This window comes from Thermicanus aegyptius DSM 12793 (assembly GCF_000510645.1).
GTDB lineage: Bacteria > Bacillota > Bacilli > Thermicanales > Thermicanaceae > Thermicanus > Thermicanus aegyptius.
Genome location: NZ_KI783301.1, coordinates 2,821,279 through 2,836,516 on the forward strand (window position 1 = coordinate 2,821,279; position 15,238 = coordinate 2,836,516).

Here is a 15,238-nt window from a genome sequence, read left to right on the forward strand (position 1 = left end):
GATCATAACCTCTTTCCTCCGTGACGGCGGTCAAGGGATTCAACCAGTGCCACTGCTACCGCGGCAACTTGGATTGCTTCCTTTCTCATGTTTTCGTAACCGCCTTTCTTCCGTTCCTGTGTGCCGTTATCGAACCATGTTTCGTTGATTGCTTGGCACAATTCGCCGAATTCCTCCCCGAGAATACCGATCCATGTCGACGGATCGTGGTCTTGTACACCCCATTTGGCGTCCTGCCTTTTCCGCTCTTCAATCACGCTGAGTATGGCCGGCGTTAACAAAATTTCGTTCATACGTTACCACCCTCCTTGTTAATTCTTTGATCTCCTTCTGTAGTTTTTGGGCTTCTTCGGTATTGCCGGCAATTTTTGCGTCGGCCAGCTTAATTTGCAATTGTTTAATAAGCTCTTCGTTTTCTTTTTCTTGTTGGGCCTCTTGAACTGCCATGCGCAGATTGTTCACGGCCATCCGATAGTAGCTCTCCTTGAGCTCGATCCCAATGAACCGGCGCCCCATTTTGATCGCTTGATACCCCTCGCTGCCGATGCCGGCGAACGGGCTGAATACGATGTCCCCCGGGTTGCTCCATAGCTCAACGCCGCGTGCGATGACATCGAGTTGCAGTGGAGCGATGTGCTTTTCGTCCTTTTCTTCCCGTGCAGATTTGTATTGAAGCGTGTAAGTTTGACGAATATCCATCCAGACGGGTGATGCATATCTTCGCCATACATGGTGCGAATATACTGGATCTTCTTTTGCTAACGAGATGGTTTTGTGTACTCTGCTGTCTTTGAGTTCCGGTTCCTTTTTAGGCGCGTCTGGCTCGTTTTCTCCAATGAATCTTGTAAAGCCATCGGGATGGGCGATGGGTTCGGGATTTTCTCCCGGTTTCCGCATAGTAAGGAGGTAATCCGGAAGCCCTTGCCGGCACATTGCCGAATCCTTGACGATCTGTTTGTGCATAAGACCGAGAGCTTTGGTTCTTGTAGCTTCGATCAGTGGGTCTTTCCAAATAACCATCTTGGAATGGTAAATGAATCCCTCTTCCTCGAACGCTTGCCGGAGCTGCGCCGGGAAGTCTTTCAGTCCGATGTATCCGTCTCTGCTCTTCATGGCTGGAATATCCATGCAGTGAATGGATACAAGCCGCCCAGGCATGATGATCCGATACAGCTCTCGGATCAGGAACCGGAAATGCTCAAAGAACTCGTCGTCGCTCCGGCAGTTTCCCATGTCCCGGTCGCTGTTGCTGTAAGTGTAGAGCGAAGCGAACGGCGGCGAGAAGATTGAATAATGAATGCTGTTGTCCGGCAGTCCGCGGGTAATATCCACACAGTCACCGTTGTAGATGGCGAATTCAGGTTCAATGACTTGATCAATAACGTTAACCTGTTGTTGCAAATGCCTCACTCCTTAACCACGATGGGATGATAAGTTGCTTCCTCGCGTTGTACTCAGCCATGTCGCGGTCCGCCTGACGAACTGCCTCGGAAGTGATGCCCTTGGTATGTTTGACCATTTCCTCAATCATTCGGCGGAAGTCTGCCTCTTTTCGCTTGATATTATCCGCCACAGCGCCCTCCCGGCTGGTCGTGATTAGGTACGCGTTGACCGGCCGAGTCTGACCAAAACGGTAGCACCGCCGGATAGCTTGAAACACTTGCTCAAAGCTATCCGACAACCCGACAAAAGCCATATCAGCGCAATGCTGCCAGTTCATGCCGAATCCGGCGATGGACGGCTTTGTGATGAGCACGCGGATTTTGCCGGCGGCGAAGTCGAGCATTGCTTGTTCTTTGAACGCCGGCTTGTCGCTCCCTTTCACCTCGACAGCGTTTGGGATGGCCGCCGCTAGCATCTCACTCTCGACGTTCAGATCGCACCAGACGAGGAACGGTCGATCCGTCGCGTTCACGATCTCAGCGGCCGCCGCCACCCGTTCAGTGACAGTTTCCTTGCGGGCCCGTTGTCGCTTCGAAAGCGTCTTGGCCGCCTCCCCTGGAACCTCGATAACGATGTCGTGAATATTGAGCGGCGGCAGAATATATCCGTCGTCCGGATATCCGAGATCGGACGGATTTTCGAGCATAACGCCCCAGGAAGCAACCCATCGCCAGAATTCTTCTTCAGCATGGCCTTTCAGGCGCCATTTCTGCGTTTCGCCGCCGTCGTGGACGAAGAAGGTGGACAGCATCTCCGTCCGGCTCACGATACCCAGGAACTCCGCGTGGTTCCCGAGCTCCATATAATCATTTGGCGCAGGCGTCGCAGTGCAGGCGAGCCGGTATGGCGTGAAGGCAAAGGATGCGATCAGCTCAGTTCGCGTTTTGCCTGTAAAGGATTTGAGAATGGAGCTTTCGTCCAGGACAATTCCCATGAATTTTAGCGGTACGAATTTGTGCAACAGTTCGTAGTTTGTGATGTTGAGTCCTGGCCGAACGTCATCTTGGCTGCGGCACATCGTAATCTCGTAACCAAGCGCTGCACCTTCTCGGACGGTCTGGGCGGCCACAGCCAGCGGCGCCAGCATCAGCACGTCGCCACCACTGAGCCTGTGCACATTCATCGCCCACTCGATCTGCATGCGGGTCTTCCCGAGGCCGGTGCCGGCGAATATGGCCGCGCGGCCTCTCCGCAGCGCCCATCGGACGATATCGCGTTGGAAATCGAACAGGCTGGGATGGAGTGTATCCCGGTTGACGTGGAACCCGACCGGAGGCATCATTGCACGCTTGGATTGGATGAATTCTTCGTATGAGGTCACGTCAGCATCTCCTTCCTACCAGGAAAACCGATTTGTGCATCTCTGGATACATAGTTCCGGCAAATTAGCCCGGACCAACGCCTTTGCAAATGGCGGCGGGACTGAATTGCCGCAGCGGGCCACCTGCTCCGATTTCGGATATTTCCGGCCGCTTGCGTCCCGGTTGATGATGTAGGATTTCGGGAATCCTTGAGCCGCGAAGAGCTCGTGAGGCTCTAACATCCGCATGCCGATGTCGATGATTTGGTAGTCAACACCATGTACTGTTACAAGTCCGAATCGGTCTTTGGTCGGAATCGTGTGTAGCGGTTCTCTCAAATCCTGCCCCTCACCGGTACCGTAATACTTCATCAGGAACACCCGGACTTCTCCGAAGTGGTTACCGCCAGCGGTGATCGTCTGCAACGGTTCCGTCACGGGCTGCCCGATGTTTGTCCCTTTCATCTTGATCAGATGCGAAGTAACCAGTGCGAATCGGTTAGAAGTGTCTTGCGTCAGCAATGGCTGATCCAGTGTTTGTCCTCTGGCGTCATGAGTGGTTTCGGTGTGGTATTTGGCAAGGAATGTGGCCACCGATTGGCTTTTCCCCATTCCTCCCGCTGTGATTGTTCCGAGAGGATCGTCCACTCCACGATCAATGGATTGTCCAAATTGCCGAGCAATTATAGGAGCGACTAGACCCCATCCGTTCTTCGCAGTTATCGTCTGCATGGGCTCGTCAATGCGTTGTCCTCTGAAGTTGCCGTCTGCAGAATGGTTGACTTTGATAATAAACGGCCGGGGGTTGTTGATTACAAACTTGAATATACCTCGGGCGATTCGCCGTAGTGTGTTTTCTGCCAGCGGCTTCTTCCGTTCAAAGATGCTTGGGCAAGGAAGCGACCAGTCGATGATCTCCGCCGCCGTCTTCCAAGGTTTTAACTTCCCTGACCGTACTTCCGGGCTGTTTGGATCGCCATGTGTCGGTTTCGGCCAGACGATCGGTCGGCCATCACACCGTGCGATGAGGAACAGGCGTTTTCGGATCGTCGGCGCGCCGTAATCGCACGCTCGGAGCTCGCGCCACTCGACCGCGTACCCATGGCGACGAAGCGCATTCACGAACGACCGGAACGTTCGGCCCTTTTGCTTCTGGTTAGGGAAGCCGTCCGGTGTGAGTGGCCCCCAGTCTTGGAACTCCTCAACATTCTCCAGGATGATCACCCGTGGCCGCACCGTCGTAGCCCAACGAACAGCTACCCAAGCGAGACCGCGGATCTTCTTGCTCCTCGGCTTTCCGCCCTTGGCTTTCGAAAAATGAGTGCAGTCCGGCGAGAGCCAGCACAGTGCCACTGGGTGCCCATTCGTCACTTTCCGGGGATCCACGTCCCAAACCGATTCGCAGTAGTGCTCCGTTTCTGGGTGATTTGTCTTATGCATCGCGATGGCGGCCGGATCATGATTGATGGCGATGTCCACCGGGCGACCAATTGCCATTTCAATACCAGTGCTTGCACCGCCACCACCGGCAAAGTTATCCACTATGACTTCTTGCATCCCCATCAATCCTTCATGTAGTAGTCCGCCGCGAACCCGGCGGCCTTGAGCGGCAGCCCTGGCGCCCAGTCGATAGGGGCGCTCATGATATCCTCCACGGTTTTCACGTCGGCCAACTCCTCCGATACTTCCAACACTACTTCGTCATGCACGTGCATGACGATCTTGTACTCCTTGGACGTAAGCCGCATCATAGCCTCGGCCAGGCAATCCCGGGAAATCGCTTGAACGATATTTTCCGTCAGTTTTCCGCCGTAGGTCGATACGATTTCCCACTTTCGGGTTTTTTGGTTTACTCCGTGGTAGTACAGGGCTTCCTTGCCCAATTCGTTTTGATTCAGGAACGGCCGGGCATAGAACAGTTTCCGGCCACTCGGTAGTGTGGTCGTGAGGAAGTCTTGTCCGTTCGCAAGATCCCCCTCTCGGGAAAGGAGCAGGCCGCGTATCCCAACTGGCTGCCCAGTGCGCATAACCTCGAGCGCGGCATTTTCGAGGCTGTACCATAGGTCGACAATACGCCGATTGGCGTTACGCCAGCGGTAGACAATATCCGGTAGCTCGTCCTCAGTCAGTCCCATTTCGAGCGCTCCCATGTTGATCAATGCCCCGGGGCCGCCCTGGTAACCCAGCGCCAACTCCGCAACCTTCCCCTTCTGCCGTAGATCGGAGCCCTTCGTGATTTCCTCGATCGGGACGCCGAACATTTGACTAGCTGACGCTTCGTAGATTTTCCCGTGCGTCCGGAAGACTTCGAGCCGCCACTCCTCCCCGGCTAGCCAGGCAATAACGCGGGCCTCGATCGCAGAGAAGTCGGCCACGACCAAGCGATGACCGGGGGAAGGGATGAACGAGGTTCGGATGAGCTGAGACAGTGTATTCGGAACGTTCCCATAGATCAGTTTCAGCGCGTCCACTTTCCGCTCTTTGACAAGGTCTCTTGCATGGGACAGTGTTTCCAGGTAGTTGCGCGGGAGGTTCTGCACCTGAACCAGCCGGCCAGCCCACCGCCCGGTCCGGTTGGCGCCGTAGAACTGCAGCAGTCCCCGGATCCGGCCATCCAAGCAAACCGCCTCGCGCATGGCTTGATACTTCTTGACGCTCGTCTTGGAAAGCTCCTGGCGGATCTCCAGGACGCGCTTCGCCTTTCCGTCGTCAATTGATTCAATCAGCTTTGAGACCGTGCCCTTCTGCAGGTTGTCTATCTCTTCGCCGATCTCCTCGGTGAGCCACTCGGTCAGTTGTTTTACGCTCTTGGGGTTCTCCAGCCCGGACAGCCGGACGGCTTCCTCCATCAGCTCCGCTGTCACGATTTCATCGATAGCGATGGCCCCTTCCACAACGCCCATGTCCACGGCCACGCCGTAGGCATTAATCCGTTGATCCAGCTCCCACAACCTTTGCTCTTTCTCCGGGACCGGGAACGCCGCCAGTCGGCGTTCGATCTCCATTTCCGTCACCACGTCCTGAGCGCAGTATTGCTTAAACAGTTGCCACTTCTCCGGCTCATGGTGCGGAAGGGTTCGCGTGCGGAATCCGTTTGACTTAGTGGGTTTACAAGGCGTGCAGAACAGGCGAATGAGTGCTGCACCGACGCTCATTTTCCGTTTATCCTCGGGCAACCCCAGAGCGGCAGCAGTCGCGGCCAGGCCGGCGGTGTACCCACAATACAACCCGTGTACCATGGTGCAGCGCCACTGCTCCAGCGGTGAGTACCAAAACTTGTTGATGCAATACCACTCAAACGCGGCGTTATATGCGTGCTTGATGACGAACGGGTCAGCCAGCGCGGCGACAACATCGGCCGGCAGCTGTTCCCCCTGGGCGAGATCCACGACGTGTACGGGACCGTAGTCGAAAGAGTAGGCAAACAAAAGGATTTGAAAATCGGGGGCCTGTACGTACCGGTATAGGCCCGCTTTTGTAATGTCTACGCTGCTGAACGTTTCGATATCAATACTGAGATGTTTTATTCGAGCTCCGTTCGTGTCGTCCGCTTGCTGTACCGGATCCTGAATCAGTTGTTCCCGTTCACATCGAGCCAATATGAAGTCGAAAAATCGCTCGGCGCTGTCTGGATGTTTCCACACCCAGGGAAACGCAAAATATTCGTGATACCGTTGGAAGTAATCAACCTTCTGCGGGCCCCAGCTGGTCGGCCCGTCTTTCTCGACGTACCCTGAATCGCAAAATCCCATTACGTATTCGTCTCCGGTTTGGATCACAGCAAAATATGAGCTCCAATGTGTGCGATGGTATCCGACGCACTCGCCGTCGAATAATTTGGATAGTTTTACGAATATCGGGTCATCTGGATTACACCGCATGGTTTTCTGCAAATCTTTGTATTCCTGTTCGTTCACGGATCATTTCCTCCTCTCCTTGGGGTGGGTGGGAAAGGGGTTCTTTCGAACCCCTTTTCTACTTTTACAACCCCATAATTCCGCCTTGCAGCGGTTTTCCAGTAATCGGGTCAATCTGCACCGGGGCGGCCGGTTGCCGCGGATAGGCTTGAGGAGGATACGTGGGAGTCGGATAACTCGGGTATACGGGGGGTTGTTCGGCCGGAGCTGGTGGATATCCCGGGTATGCCGGCGGCTGCCCAGTTGGAGTCGGTGAATATCCTGGGTATGCCGGGGACGTCGGCTGTGTGACCTGCGCAGCGCCGAACGCCTCTTCGGCCGTCGGAGCGCGTCCGCCAAGTGGTTCACCGTCCGCCACTTTTTGCACCGGGCCAAGGCCAGCGCCAATTCCGCGGTTTCCGTTTCGGTTGAACGCGAAGAAATTGACGCATACCTTTGCGAACATGCCGGAGTAGATCTCAGTCGGGTTAATGATTTGATTTAGATTCAAGTCCACGATATCGACGGGATCTCTGCTGGAAGCCGTGAACACCCAATGCCCTTTACATTCTGGTCCGAACTGCTCACCGTTGGGCCGCACTCCGTCGCCATCGTAGATCGGCGTTTTGATCTGCGGTGGGCGCACCCCGTTCCACACTTTGGACACGCCTTCTTGGATTGCTGCTTCGATGGCGGCGTCGATACGTTGTTTTGTCGCCACGTCGGACTTCGGCAGGAGGATAGTTACGCTGTACCGTGGTTCTTGTCCTTCGCGTGCGAATGGTCTCGTCAGATGTACATAGCTCAGTCGGACATTTCCGGTCGTGATAGTTGTCGGTTTCAATGCCATTGGTTCTTCTCTCCTTTTCATTTTATTCGCCAAAAGCTTCGGCTGCCGTGATACGGTTTGTGATCGCTTCACGCTTATCCGAGATTGGCGCGAGTGTCGGTTTGCCGGGTTCCACCTTGACGAGTCCCGGTTCTTCGAGTAGCCGTTTGTAATCCGCTTTGCCGAGTACCTTTTCGATCTGAGCCACAGTCAACGGCTTGCGCTCGTACAATATCGCCTCGTCGATGCCGGCAGCTTTAAGCGCGGCGAACGCCGCGTCCTGGTCAACGTATTGCCGCGAGCTTCGTCCTTCAACGGCTTTCCATCCGGGAATTTCGTTGCCTTTAAGCGATTCGGCCAGAGCATATTCTTCGAGATCGGATACCCATTTCTCAAGCTCCCGGGCCCGCTCGAGGATCCGCCCTACCTCCTCATTGGAAATGAGCGGGGGAATCATCTTTTTGAAACCTTCCAGCTCCAGATAGTACTGTGCCCGGGCCCGACAAAGTGCCTTCGCCCTACAGAATCTGCAATGCTCCCCGGGAACGAATTCCCCTTCCCCGGCGTAGGCTTTTGTCGCGATCGGCTTCACCCATTCGCCCCATTCGAGGAGCTCTTGAATAGTGATTTCGTCCTCGGAAATACTGTCGAGCCGTGGCTGGACGATTGTCATACGCACGCGATCAATCGGGAACAGGAAATTGTATGCCGCCCATGCCCCCAGCGCGTACAATCGCATTTGCGGATTGCCTTCTGCTGACACCGGTACGCCCTTCCCGTACTTCAGGTCGACGATGCGGAGCGTCCCGGAGCCGATGATGATACAGTCTCCGGTCCCGAATCCCTCCGGAACCCACGCGCTGAAATCGAGACGCTTTTCAACTGCAATGTAGGGCGGTGTCGTGAAGCCGTGGACAATGCCCTGAAGGTATTCGGTGTACACGTCTGTATGCTTCATCATTTCGTCTTGATACAGTCCGTTCGATTGCAACTCTTTCAGCTTTTTGTTGAAGGTCCTCACATTCATCTGCTCGATGAAATGTTTCCGGAGCTTCAGTTCAGCGATAGCATGTGCCAGCCTGCCTTCTTCGGCGTATTCGGATTCCCGTTCCGGCAACGTCGCTTCAAGCCGGGCACTCGGGGTGCATGCCAGCCAGCGGTGGGCCCCGCTGGCGGAAAGGATCGCGTGGGCGCGTTCGGCTGTCATACCCTACACCCCCGTTGATTGAGCTGTTCGAGGAGCATGGCGTTTTCCTCTCGGAGACGGCCAATCTCTTCTTCCAGTTTCATTGCGTAACGGATGGTTTGCGGCCAACCTACGCGGGCTTCAGCGATGAAACGGGCGTTTTCTTTACCTTTTGGCTGTTCTTTTCCGAAATCGCAACCAGCAATCCATACTACTTCGGCGTCGTTCCTGTCTTGTAAAACAAGCTCAGGATCAATGGCAACACTCCATGGCCCTGGCGTCGCTGCTTCGCAAATCTTAAGGTCTTTTCCCAAGTCACGCCACATCAAATCTTCGCCCCCATCTGCCGGAGCGCCGTTGCAAAAGCTCCATACTGCTCTTTCGGGAGCGCCGTCAACGCCTGTACTCCAAACTGCTGCAACAATTGAACCAGCTCTTCACGCCGCCCCGCATCTACCAACTGAGTCGCAGCAACGGCCAATTGGTCCAGGGTGTAGGTTTGCGCTGCCGTGGGCACTGCTGCAGGTGCAGGAGGTTGTACTGGAGCGGCAGGTGCGGTCGGTGCAGCTGTCGGTATGGTTGGTGCTGTGGTCGGTACGGTTTGCGTAGCGGGCGCTGCTGTCGGAACTACGGCAGGAGGAGACGTTGGAATCGGTGTGGATCCCTGCGTATAGGATGTAGGCACAGGTACCGGGGTGGGAGCCTGAACCGGTGATTGGGAAACGGTCGGCGAAATCGGAGTCGTTGTAGCTGGTTCAACGGCTGCAGCCGTTTGCGCTGGTTGAGCGGCTACGTTGATTGCCTTTCCTGCGATGGCCGCTGCCAAGGATTGAACGGCTTCAACCAATTCGGGGGAGTGAATGCGAACGTCAATCGTAACGTGCATGTATGATTACTCCTTTCATTTTTTGGGGTATACTGATAGATAGGGTTTTCTTATGCAGTCGTCCTTTGCGACGGTTGCTCTTTTTGTTTGAGCCGCGATACACAACGCTCAAGTTGCCGATGGTAAATTCTCAAAGTTCGCTTTGATTTCGAGATCAACATCAGCTGCATGAGACTTTGACAAGTGCGGATCCGCTGTTCTCGGGTCATGACTGGTTCACCTCCTCCCTAAGCCCGTTTTCAGGTTCGTCCTGGACGAGCGTTTTCTCGGCCTGCTCCTTGGCATAACATACCGGCCCGAAGCCCAGTTCTCGACTTTTTTCTGACCGAAGTTTCCGGCCGCAACGTTCGCAGTGTTCTTTTTCCACGGCTTTTTTCACCTCCTTTCAATCCGATCCAGTTCCGCGCAGATCTCATGGTGCCATTCGACATCGCCCGCTTGGTATGCCATCAGGGAGAAGTTTTTCAGCTGCGCCATCTTCCATTGACGGTTGACCAGGTATAAGTACGATTCACGAAATTCTTTCATTTCTGCTGCAGTCAGTGGCCGGTAATGCTGAATAACCGCAAGTTCGATAAAACGCTCGACCACGACGTTCATCTGGCTATCTCCTTTCCCTTAGCCATTCGAGAAGAAATTTTTTCGTCTCCTGAGCTGGGAAGTACCACTTCCCACCTACCTTGAATTTTGGAAACCGCTGGTCGAAGAAAAATTCTTTCTGGATCGTGTTCCAGGACATGCAGGTACGGCGCATGAGTTCTTTGCTATCCCAGAACACGAGTTCGGTATCGGCTTCTTTGACAAGCTCGGCGATTCGCTGTCGGATTTGTTCTTGGACGGCAACTTCGTCGATTTGGACGGTTAGCATGCGGAACCTCCCTTCACGCAATCCTCTTCAGTTTCATCCGCTCGTAATGCTGCGCCAGTATCTGTTTCCGCTGCTCGTACTCCGGCACGGCTATGATCAGACCGATGTCCACCCGCTGGAGTGTTTCGATCGCGTGAATCTGCTCAGCGGTCAGGTATGGGCGGATGACTTCCCCTTTCGGCAGCCCGTATTTCTCCCGGAACGTCTTGGCGTCCATCCCGATCACGATCCGATAGATCATGTTGATCTCGTTGGAAAAGTGGTAGTGCTTCGGTTCATCGTGCGCTGCCATGATCGCTTCCGTGAAGGCCGGGAATTCCATTTTTGCCGCCTGGAGCGAACGGATGAACTGCTCCATTTCGTTGAAGCGGCGGATGTAAGCTTCTTTGAAACGGGCGGCCTTTTTGCCGCGGTATCCCATCACAAGGAAGGTGAAACCGTCTTTTGTTATGAGGTATTCTTTGTTCCACTTGCCGGATGGGTCTTTGTATTTACTCACTTCAAAATTGAGGGCAGTAAATTCGGCGCTGCAATCGAGGTTTTCGATGTCACGGAGCACGTTGTAATGCTCTTTTCCGAACTCCTCCGCCACTTGCCGGCTACTGCAGAACGCTATGCCGTTCCGTTCGTAAAGGCGGTATTCCGGATTTAGGACGAGTTTAGGCAAACTTTTCACCTCTTTTCTGTTATTTATACTTGCGTTAATTTAACTAACGGTATATAATTACTATCGTCGAGGCACTTCGCGCTCCGCTTGGGCAACTAAATCAGGAAACAGTTCTTCTGGTGTTGTTTCAAAATACTTTGCTAGCTTAAACAGAAGTTCAGCGCTTGGATTTCCACGCCCTGATTCAATATTGCGGATTTGCGTTTCGCTAACATTGAGATCAAGGGAAACGCGCCGTTGAGAAACATTAAATTTTTTTCGGAGTGCTTGAAATTGCTTTCGGCGTTGAAGAGCTGTCGACACTTTAATCATCTCCTTTCGCGGTAATTTAGTTCACATATTCATTATAACCGGTAATTTAATCACCGTCAAGAGGGTAATTTAATTTGCTGTTGGAGGTTATTCACTTGAATGCGAATGAGCGGAAAGAAATGGGGCGCAGAATAAAAGCGGCCAGGGAAGCAATAGGACTGACACAAGATGACTTAGCGGAAAAATTAAATATTAAGAATAGAGCTACGATCTCGAGTTACGAATCTGGAAGGGCTTTACCACCGAGCGATATTTTACGCGAGCTTGCAGATATACTCATGGTTTCCGCAGATTATCTTCTCGGCCGTGATAAACCGCAAGCAGTAGATTTGGGGATAGCAGATATTGGTTGGGCTGTTAAAGAAGAGCGACAAGAACAGGGATTAACCCAACAACAATTAGGTGAAGCCGTTGGCGTTTCGCAAACAACGATTTCTCAGTACGAACGTGGGTTAATTTCAATACCATCGGATATTGCCGAAAAGATTGCAGACGTATTCGGAATGTCCTTACCAGCTTTTTTACACAAATACAATATGTTTGATGAATACATCCCTCCTGAATTTGACGGTGACGTGGATAAATATTTAGCGTTTAAAAAAGCCGAAGAAGAGGACGCAAAACGAGATCCCGGTTACGACATTGAAACCATCGCCGCCCACCATGATGGAGAAGATTGGACAGAAGAAGAATTACGAGAAATTGAGCGTTTTAAGGAGTTTTTACGTTCCAAAAGAAAATCCTAATCCCAGGAGTGACAGTATGGTCTACGAACATCTACTCAGGGAGGCAGAACATCATGGGTTAGACATCTATGAGAAGCCTATGACGCTAACAGTTAAGGGTCTCTACGCTGATGGAGCAATCTGGATAAACAAACACATCCCTAACACCGCCGAAAAAGTCTGCATCCTTGCTGAAGAATTAGGGCACTACCACACATCGGCTGGCAATATCTTGGATCAAACCAAAATCGTGAACCGCAAGCAAGAACAGCGGGCACGAACCTGGGCGTATGAGAAATTGATTCCCTTATCGGTCTTTGTAGAAGCCCACAAACAGGGTATCCAAAACCGATATGAGTTCGCCGAATATCTTGGCGTGTCTGAACATTTTCTTGAATCAGCCGTGCAACGCTATAAAGAAAAATATGGTCTGTATGTATCGGTTGATGGGTATACAATTAGTTTCGAGCCTTTAGGAGTGATTGAATTTTTCGAGTTTTAGGAGGTGGACAAGCCTATGGCCAGCTTTAGAAAGCGAGGTTCCTATTGGGAATACCGAATCAGTTACGTGGATCGTCGAACCGGGAAGTACCAGCTGAAATCGAAGGGAGGATTTAAGACCAAAAAGGAAGCGGAACTGGCAGCAGCTGCCGAAAAGATACGGATTGAAGAACGTGGGTTTGCGGAAAACGGGAATGAAACGATTACCGTATATATGGAAAAATGGCTAGAGGTTTTTAAACGCCCGGCCGTGAAGCTTAACACATACCTTGTCCAGGAACGAACTGTCCGGCGGAATATCCTTCCGCGTTGGGGAAATTACCGGTTAAAAGACATTACCAGAACTGAATACCAGGGGTGGATCAACGAGCTGCGAGAAAAGTACAGTGAAGGGACTGTTAGGCGGATTCATAGCATTTTTTCCAGTGCTATTAACGATGCGATCCATGAGTTTGGGATCCTACGTGGCAATCCCCTGCAGAAAATCAAAATTGCTAAAGATGAAAGTGAGGACGCTGGAAAAATCAAGTTTTTCTCGGTTGAAGAATTGAATCGTTTCCTGGCCGTCTGCGTACCAGCAAAACATGCAAAATACCAGCACTCCCGCCATTATACGGCGCTTTTTACACTCTTGGCTCGCACAGGCCTCCGGATCGGCGAAGCACTCGCGCTGACTTGGGACGACATTGACTTAGTCAAAGGCACGCTTAGTGTCAATAAAACGCTTATTTATCCACTCAACACGGATCCGCGCGTAACCACACCGAAAACCAAATCCAGCATTCGCATAATTAAGCTGGACCCTGAAACTGTGCGGGTCATGAAAGAATACCGGCTAAATCAAAAGGAGACGATCCTCCGATACAGCTTTAAGCGATCCGAACTCAACTTGGTTTTTCATCAGCAAGACGGCCGCTGGCTTCGAATTAATGTCGTTCGCGAATACATGAAGGAAGTCTGCAGGCGCATCGGTCTTCCGCAGTTGTCACCGCATGCCCTTCGCCACAGCCATGCCGTCCATCTGCTTGAAGCTGGTGCAACGATTAAATATGTTGCTGAGCGGCTGGGGCACGCTTCTATTAAGACGACGGAGAAATACCTCCACGTCACGCAAAAAATAGAAAAGGACGCACTGGCTCTGTACGAGCAGTACGTCCGCTAAGAATTTTGGTCCGATTTTGGTCTTGAGCCCTTCTCAACCCCTGACAATCCGCACAAAATCAAGCTTATCCTATACTTCCCTCCATCTCGAACTTGATGAGCCGATTCATCTCAACGGCATACTCCATCGGCAACTCCTTGGTAAAAGGCTCGATAAAGCCCATGATAATCATCTGCGTTGCTTCTTGTTCACTTAATCCCCGACTCATCAGATAGAAGAGTTGATCTTCACTCACCTTAGAGACGGTGGCCTCATGTTCCAGCGTCACATTTTCGTTCAAGATTTCATTATGAGGAATCGTATCGGAGGTAGACTTGTTGTCAAGGATGATGGTGTCACACTTCACGTTGGCCTTGGACCCATCGGCATTCTTTCCGAAAGAGACCAGACCCCGGTAGGTCGCCTTTCCCCCATCTTTGCTTAAAGATTTGGAAGTGATGGTTGCGGTGCAGTTCGGTGCAAGGGCAATCACTTTTGCTCCCGCATCCTGATGCTGCCCCTTTCCGGCAACGGCGATGGAGAGAACGTCCGCTTTTCCTCCCTCTCCTTTCATGATGACGGCAGGGTATTTCATGGTGAGCTTGCTGCCTATGTTGCCGTCCACCCACTCCATGTGGCCCTCTCTTTCGGTCACGGCCCGTTTCGTCACCAAGTTATACACATTGTTGGACCAATTTTGAATGGTGGTATAACGGCAGCGGGCCCTTTCCTTCACGATGATCTCTACGACGGCGCTGTGAAGAGAATCGGTGGTATAGATGGGAGCGGTACAACCTTCGACATAATGGACGAAGGCATCATCATCAACGATGATCAATGTCCGTTCAAATTGGCCCATGTTTTCCGAATTGATGCGGAAATAAGCTTGAAGGGGGATATCCACCTTTACCCCTTTCGGAACGTAGATGAAACTTCCTCCCGACCAGACGGCGCTGTTTAGGGCCGCAAATTTATTGTCGGTGGGCGGAACGACGGTGCCGAAGTACCGCCTAAACAGATCCGGATGCTCCTTTAAGGCGGAGTCGGTATCCATGAAGATGACGCCGCGGTCTTCCAATTCCTTGCGCATGTTGTGGTAGACCACTTCCGATTCATATTGGGCGGAAACCCCAGCCAGGAATTTCTGCTCCGCCTCCGGGATGCCTAGCTTATCGAACGTGTTTTTAATCTCTTCCGGGACCTCTTCCCAACTTCTCCCCTGTTTCTCGGAAGGTTTTACATAATAGGTGATGTTGTCGAAGTCGATCTCCTCCAGATTTCCACCCCACTTGGGAAGGGGCTTCTGGAAAAAGATCTCCAGGGATTTCAATCGAAATTGGGTCATCCAATCCGGCTCCCCCTTCATCCGGGAGATTTCCAGTACTACATCCCGGTTTAGACCCCGCCGGGTCCGGTAAACGGACACGTCCCGATCATGGAAGCCATATTGGTATTCGGATAAGACCGGAGCTTTCTTTGCCATC

General features: G+C 52.5%; 17 protein-coding genes and 2 pseudogenes. 4 read left to right on the forward strand and 15 right to left on the reverse strand.

The window, feature by feature from the left end; genetic code table 11:
* Nucleotides 1-2: 2 nt before the first annotated feature.
* The 14 genes from THEAE_RS0115010 to THEAE_RS0115080 all read right to left on the reverse strand — a co-directional run bounded on the left by THEAE_RS0115010 (nt 3) and on the right by THEAE_RS0115080 (nt 11,378).
* Entirely contained in the window at nt 3-293 is a 291-nt protein-coding gene (locus THEAE_RS0115010; protein WP_028988046.1) for a nucleoside triphosphate pyrophosphohydrolase family protein, read from the reverse strand.
* Nucleotides 250-1,401 carry a DNA-methyltransferase gene (locus THEAE_RS21225; RefSeq protein ID WP_084213579.1) on the reverse strand — a complete coding sequence of 384 codons (1,152 nt, stop codon included), beginning with the start codon at nt 1,399-1,401 and terminating at the stop codon, nt 250-252. Before THEAE_RS21225 ends, THEAE_RS0115010 begins: the two co-directional genes overlap by 44 nt.
* A complete protein-coding gene (locus tag THEAE_RS0115020) occupies nt 1,385-2,764 on the reverse strand; it encodes a DEAD/DEAH box helicase (protein WP_028988047.1) in 1,380 nt (459 codons plus the stop codon). The genes THEAE_RS21225 and THEAE_RS0115020 overlap by 17 nt, the downstream gene beginning before the upstream one ends.
* A gap of 15 nt (nt 2,765-2,779) precedes the next feature.
* Nucleotides 2,780-4,300 carry a DNA cytosine methyltransferase gene (locus THEAE_RS21230; RefSeq protein ID WP_084213663.1) on the reverse strand — a complete coding sequence of 507 codons (1,521 nt, stop codon included), beginning with the start codon at nt 4,298-4,300 and terminating at the stop codon, nt 2,780-2,782.
* Nucleotides 4,301-4,305: 5 nt separating this feature from the next.
* Nucleotides 4,306-6,270 (reverse strand): DNA polymerase, encoded by a 1,965-nt coding sequence (locus THEAE_RS0115030; protein WP_028988049.1) that lies wholly within the window; start codon nt 6,268-6,270, stop codon nt 4,306-4,308.
* 454 nt (nt 6,271-6,724) lie between these two features.
* Entirely contained in the window at nt 6,725-7,489 is a 765-nt protein-coding gene (locus THEAE_RS0115035; protein ID WP_028988050.1) for a DUF2815 family protein, read from the reverse strand.
* 22 nt (nt 7,490-7,511) lie between these two features.
* The gene (locus THEAE_RS0115040) at nt 7,512-8,675 is read right to left on the reverse strand and encodes a DUF2800 domain-containing protein (protein WP_028988051.1); all 1,164 of its coding nucleotides are present in this window, start codon (nt 8,673-8,675) and stop codon (nt 7,512-7,514) included.
* Entirely contained in the window at nt 8,672-8,980 is a 309-nt protein-coding gene (locus tag THEAE_RS0115045; protein ID WP_028988052.1) for a hypothetical protein, read from the reverse strand. The genes THEAE_RS0115040 and THEAE_RS0115045 overlap by 4 nt, the downstream gene beginning before the upstream one ends.
* Nucleotides 8,980-9,540, reverse strand: coding sequence for a hypothetical protein (locus THEAE_RS22220; protein ID WP_052330058.1), 561 nt, complete (start codon nt 9,538-9,540; stop codon nt 8,980-8,982). The genes THEAE_RS0115045 and THEAE_RS22220 overlap by 1 nt, the downstream gene beginning before the upstream one ends.
* Nucleotides 9,541-9,745: 205 nt before the next feature.
* Nucleotides 9,746-9,907 (reverse strand): DUF6011 domain-containing protein, encoded by a 162-nt coding sequence (locus THEAE_RS23110; RefSeq protein WP_156920647.1) that lies wholly within the window; start codon nt 9,905-9,907, stop codon nt 9,746-9,748.
* 8 nt (nt 9,908-9,915) lie between these two features.
* Nucleotides 9,916-10,140 carry a DUF7667 family protein gene (locus THEAE_RS0115065; RefSeq protein ID WP_028988053.1) on the reverse strand — a complete coding sequence of 75 codons (225 nt, stop codon included), beginning with the start codon at nt 10,138-10,140 and terminating at the stop codon, nt 9,916-9,918.
* Nucleotides 10,141-10,144: 4 nt separating this feature from the next.
* A complete protein-coding gene (locus THEAE_RS0115070) occupies nt 10,145-10,408 on the reverse strand; it encodes a hypothetical protein (RefSeq protein WP_028988054.1) in 264 nt (87 codons plus the stop codon).
* Nucleotides 10,409-10,421: 13 nt separating this feature from the next.
* On the reverse strand, nt 10,422-11,075 hold the full coding sequence (locus THEAE_RS0115075) for a Rha family transcriptional regulator (RefSeq protein ID WP_028988055.1): 654 nt from the start codon (nt 11,073-11,075) through the stop codon (nt 10,422-10,424).
* Between the two features lie 60 nt (nt 11,076-11,135).
* Nucleotides 11,136-11,378, reverse strand: a complete 243-nt coding sequence (locus THEAE_RS0115080) for a helix-turn-helix transcriptional regulator (protein WP_028988056.1) — start codon at nt 11,376-11,378, stop codon at nt 11,136-11,138.
* A gap of 128 nt (nt 11,379-11,506) precedes the next feature.
* On the opposite strand from THEAE_RS0115080, the pseudogene THEAE_RS23595 reads away from it, so the two are divergent.
* The 4 genes and pseudogenes from THEAE_RS23595 to THEAE_RS0115095 all read left to right on the forward strand — a co-directional run.
* Nucleotides 11,507-11,890: pseudogene (locus THEAE_RS23595) on the forward strand (helix-turn-helix domain-containing protein); the annotation flags it as partial.
* A gap of 135 nt (nt 11,891-12,025) precedes the next feature.
* Nucleotides 12,026-12,133: pseudogene (locus tag THEAE_RS23600) on the forward strand (helix-turn-helix domain-containing protein); the annotation flags it as partial.
* 16 nt (nt 12,134-12,149) lie between these two features.
* The gene (locus THEAE_RS0115090; protein WP_028988057.1) at nt 12,150-12,614 is read left to right on the forward strand and encodes an ImmA/IrrE family metallo-endopeptidase; all 465 of its coding nucleotides are present in this window, start codon (nt 12,150-12,152) and stop codon (nt 12,612-12,614) included.
* 15 nt (nt 12,615-12,629) lie between these two features.
* On the forward strand, nt 12,630-13,775 hold the full coding sequence (locus THEAE_RS0115095; protein WP_028988058.1) for a tyrosine-type recombinase/integrase: 1,146 nt from the start codon (nt 12,630-12,632) through the stop codon (nt 13,773-13,775).
* Between the two features lie 64 nt (nt 13,776-13,839).
* On the opposite strand, the gene sufB is transcribed toward THEAE_RS0115095, so the two are convergent.
* A complete protein-coding gene (sufB, locus tag THEAE_RS0115100; protein WP_005587987.1) occupies nt 13,840-15,237 on the reverse strand; it encodes a Fe-S cluster assembly protein SufB in 1,398 nt (465 codons plus the stop codon).
* Nucleotide 15,238: the final 1 nt, after the last annotated feature.

Excerpts from the sequence above, each read along its gene's own strand:
- THEAE_RS0115010 (WP_028988046.1), bottom strand. The coding sequence starts at position 293 with ATGAACGAAATTTTGTTAACGCCGGCCATACTCAGCGTGATTGAAGAG.
- THEAE_RS21230 (WP_084213663.1), bottom strand. The coding sequence starts at position 4,300 with ATGCAAGAAGTCATAGTGGATAACTTTGCCGGTGGTGGCGGTGCAAGC.
- THEAE_RS0115035 (WP_028988050.1), bottom strand. The coding sequence starts at position 7,489 with ATGGCATTGAAACCGACAACTATCACGACCGGAAATGTCCGACTGAGC.
- THEAE_RS0115040 (WP_028988051.1), bottom strand. The coding sequence starts at position 8,675 with ATGACAGCCGAACGCGCCCACGCGATCCTTTCCGCCAGCGGGGCCCAC.
- THEAE_RS0115045 (WP_028988052.1), bottom strand. The coding sequence starts at position 8,980 with ATGTGGCGTGACTTGGGAAAAGACCTTAAGATTTGCGAAGCAGCGACG.
- THEAE_RS22220 (WP_052330058.1), bottom strand. The coding sequence starts at position 9,540 with ATGCACGTTACGATTGACGTTCGCATTCACTCCCCCGAATTGGTTGAA.
- THEAE_RS0115065 (WP_028988053.1), bottom strand. The coding sequence starts at position 10,140 with ATGAACGTCGTGGTCGAGCGTTTTATCGAACTTGCGGTTATTCAGCAT.
- THEAE_RS0115070 (WP_028988054.1), bottom strand. The coding sequence starts at position 10,408 with ATGCTAACCGTCCAAATCGACGAAGTTGCCGTCCAAGAACAAATCCGA.
- THEAE_RS0115090 (WP_028988057.1), top strand. The coding sequence starts at position 12,150 with ATGGTCTACGAACATCTACTCAGGGAGGCAGAACATCATGGGTTAGAC.
- THEAE_RS0115095 (WP_028988058.1), top strand. The coding sequence starts at position 12,630 with ATGGCCAGCTTTAGAAAGCGAGGTTCCTATTGGGAATACCGAATCAGT.
- sufB (WP_005587987.1), bottom strand. The coding sequence starts at position 15,237 with ATGGCAAAGAAAGCTCCGGTCTTATCCGAATACCAATATGGCTTCCAT.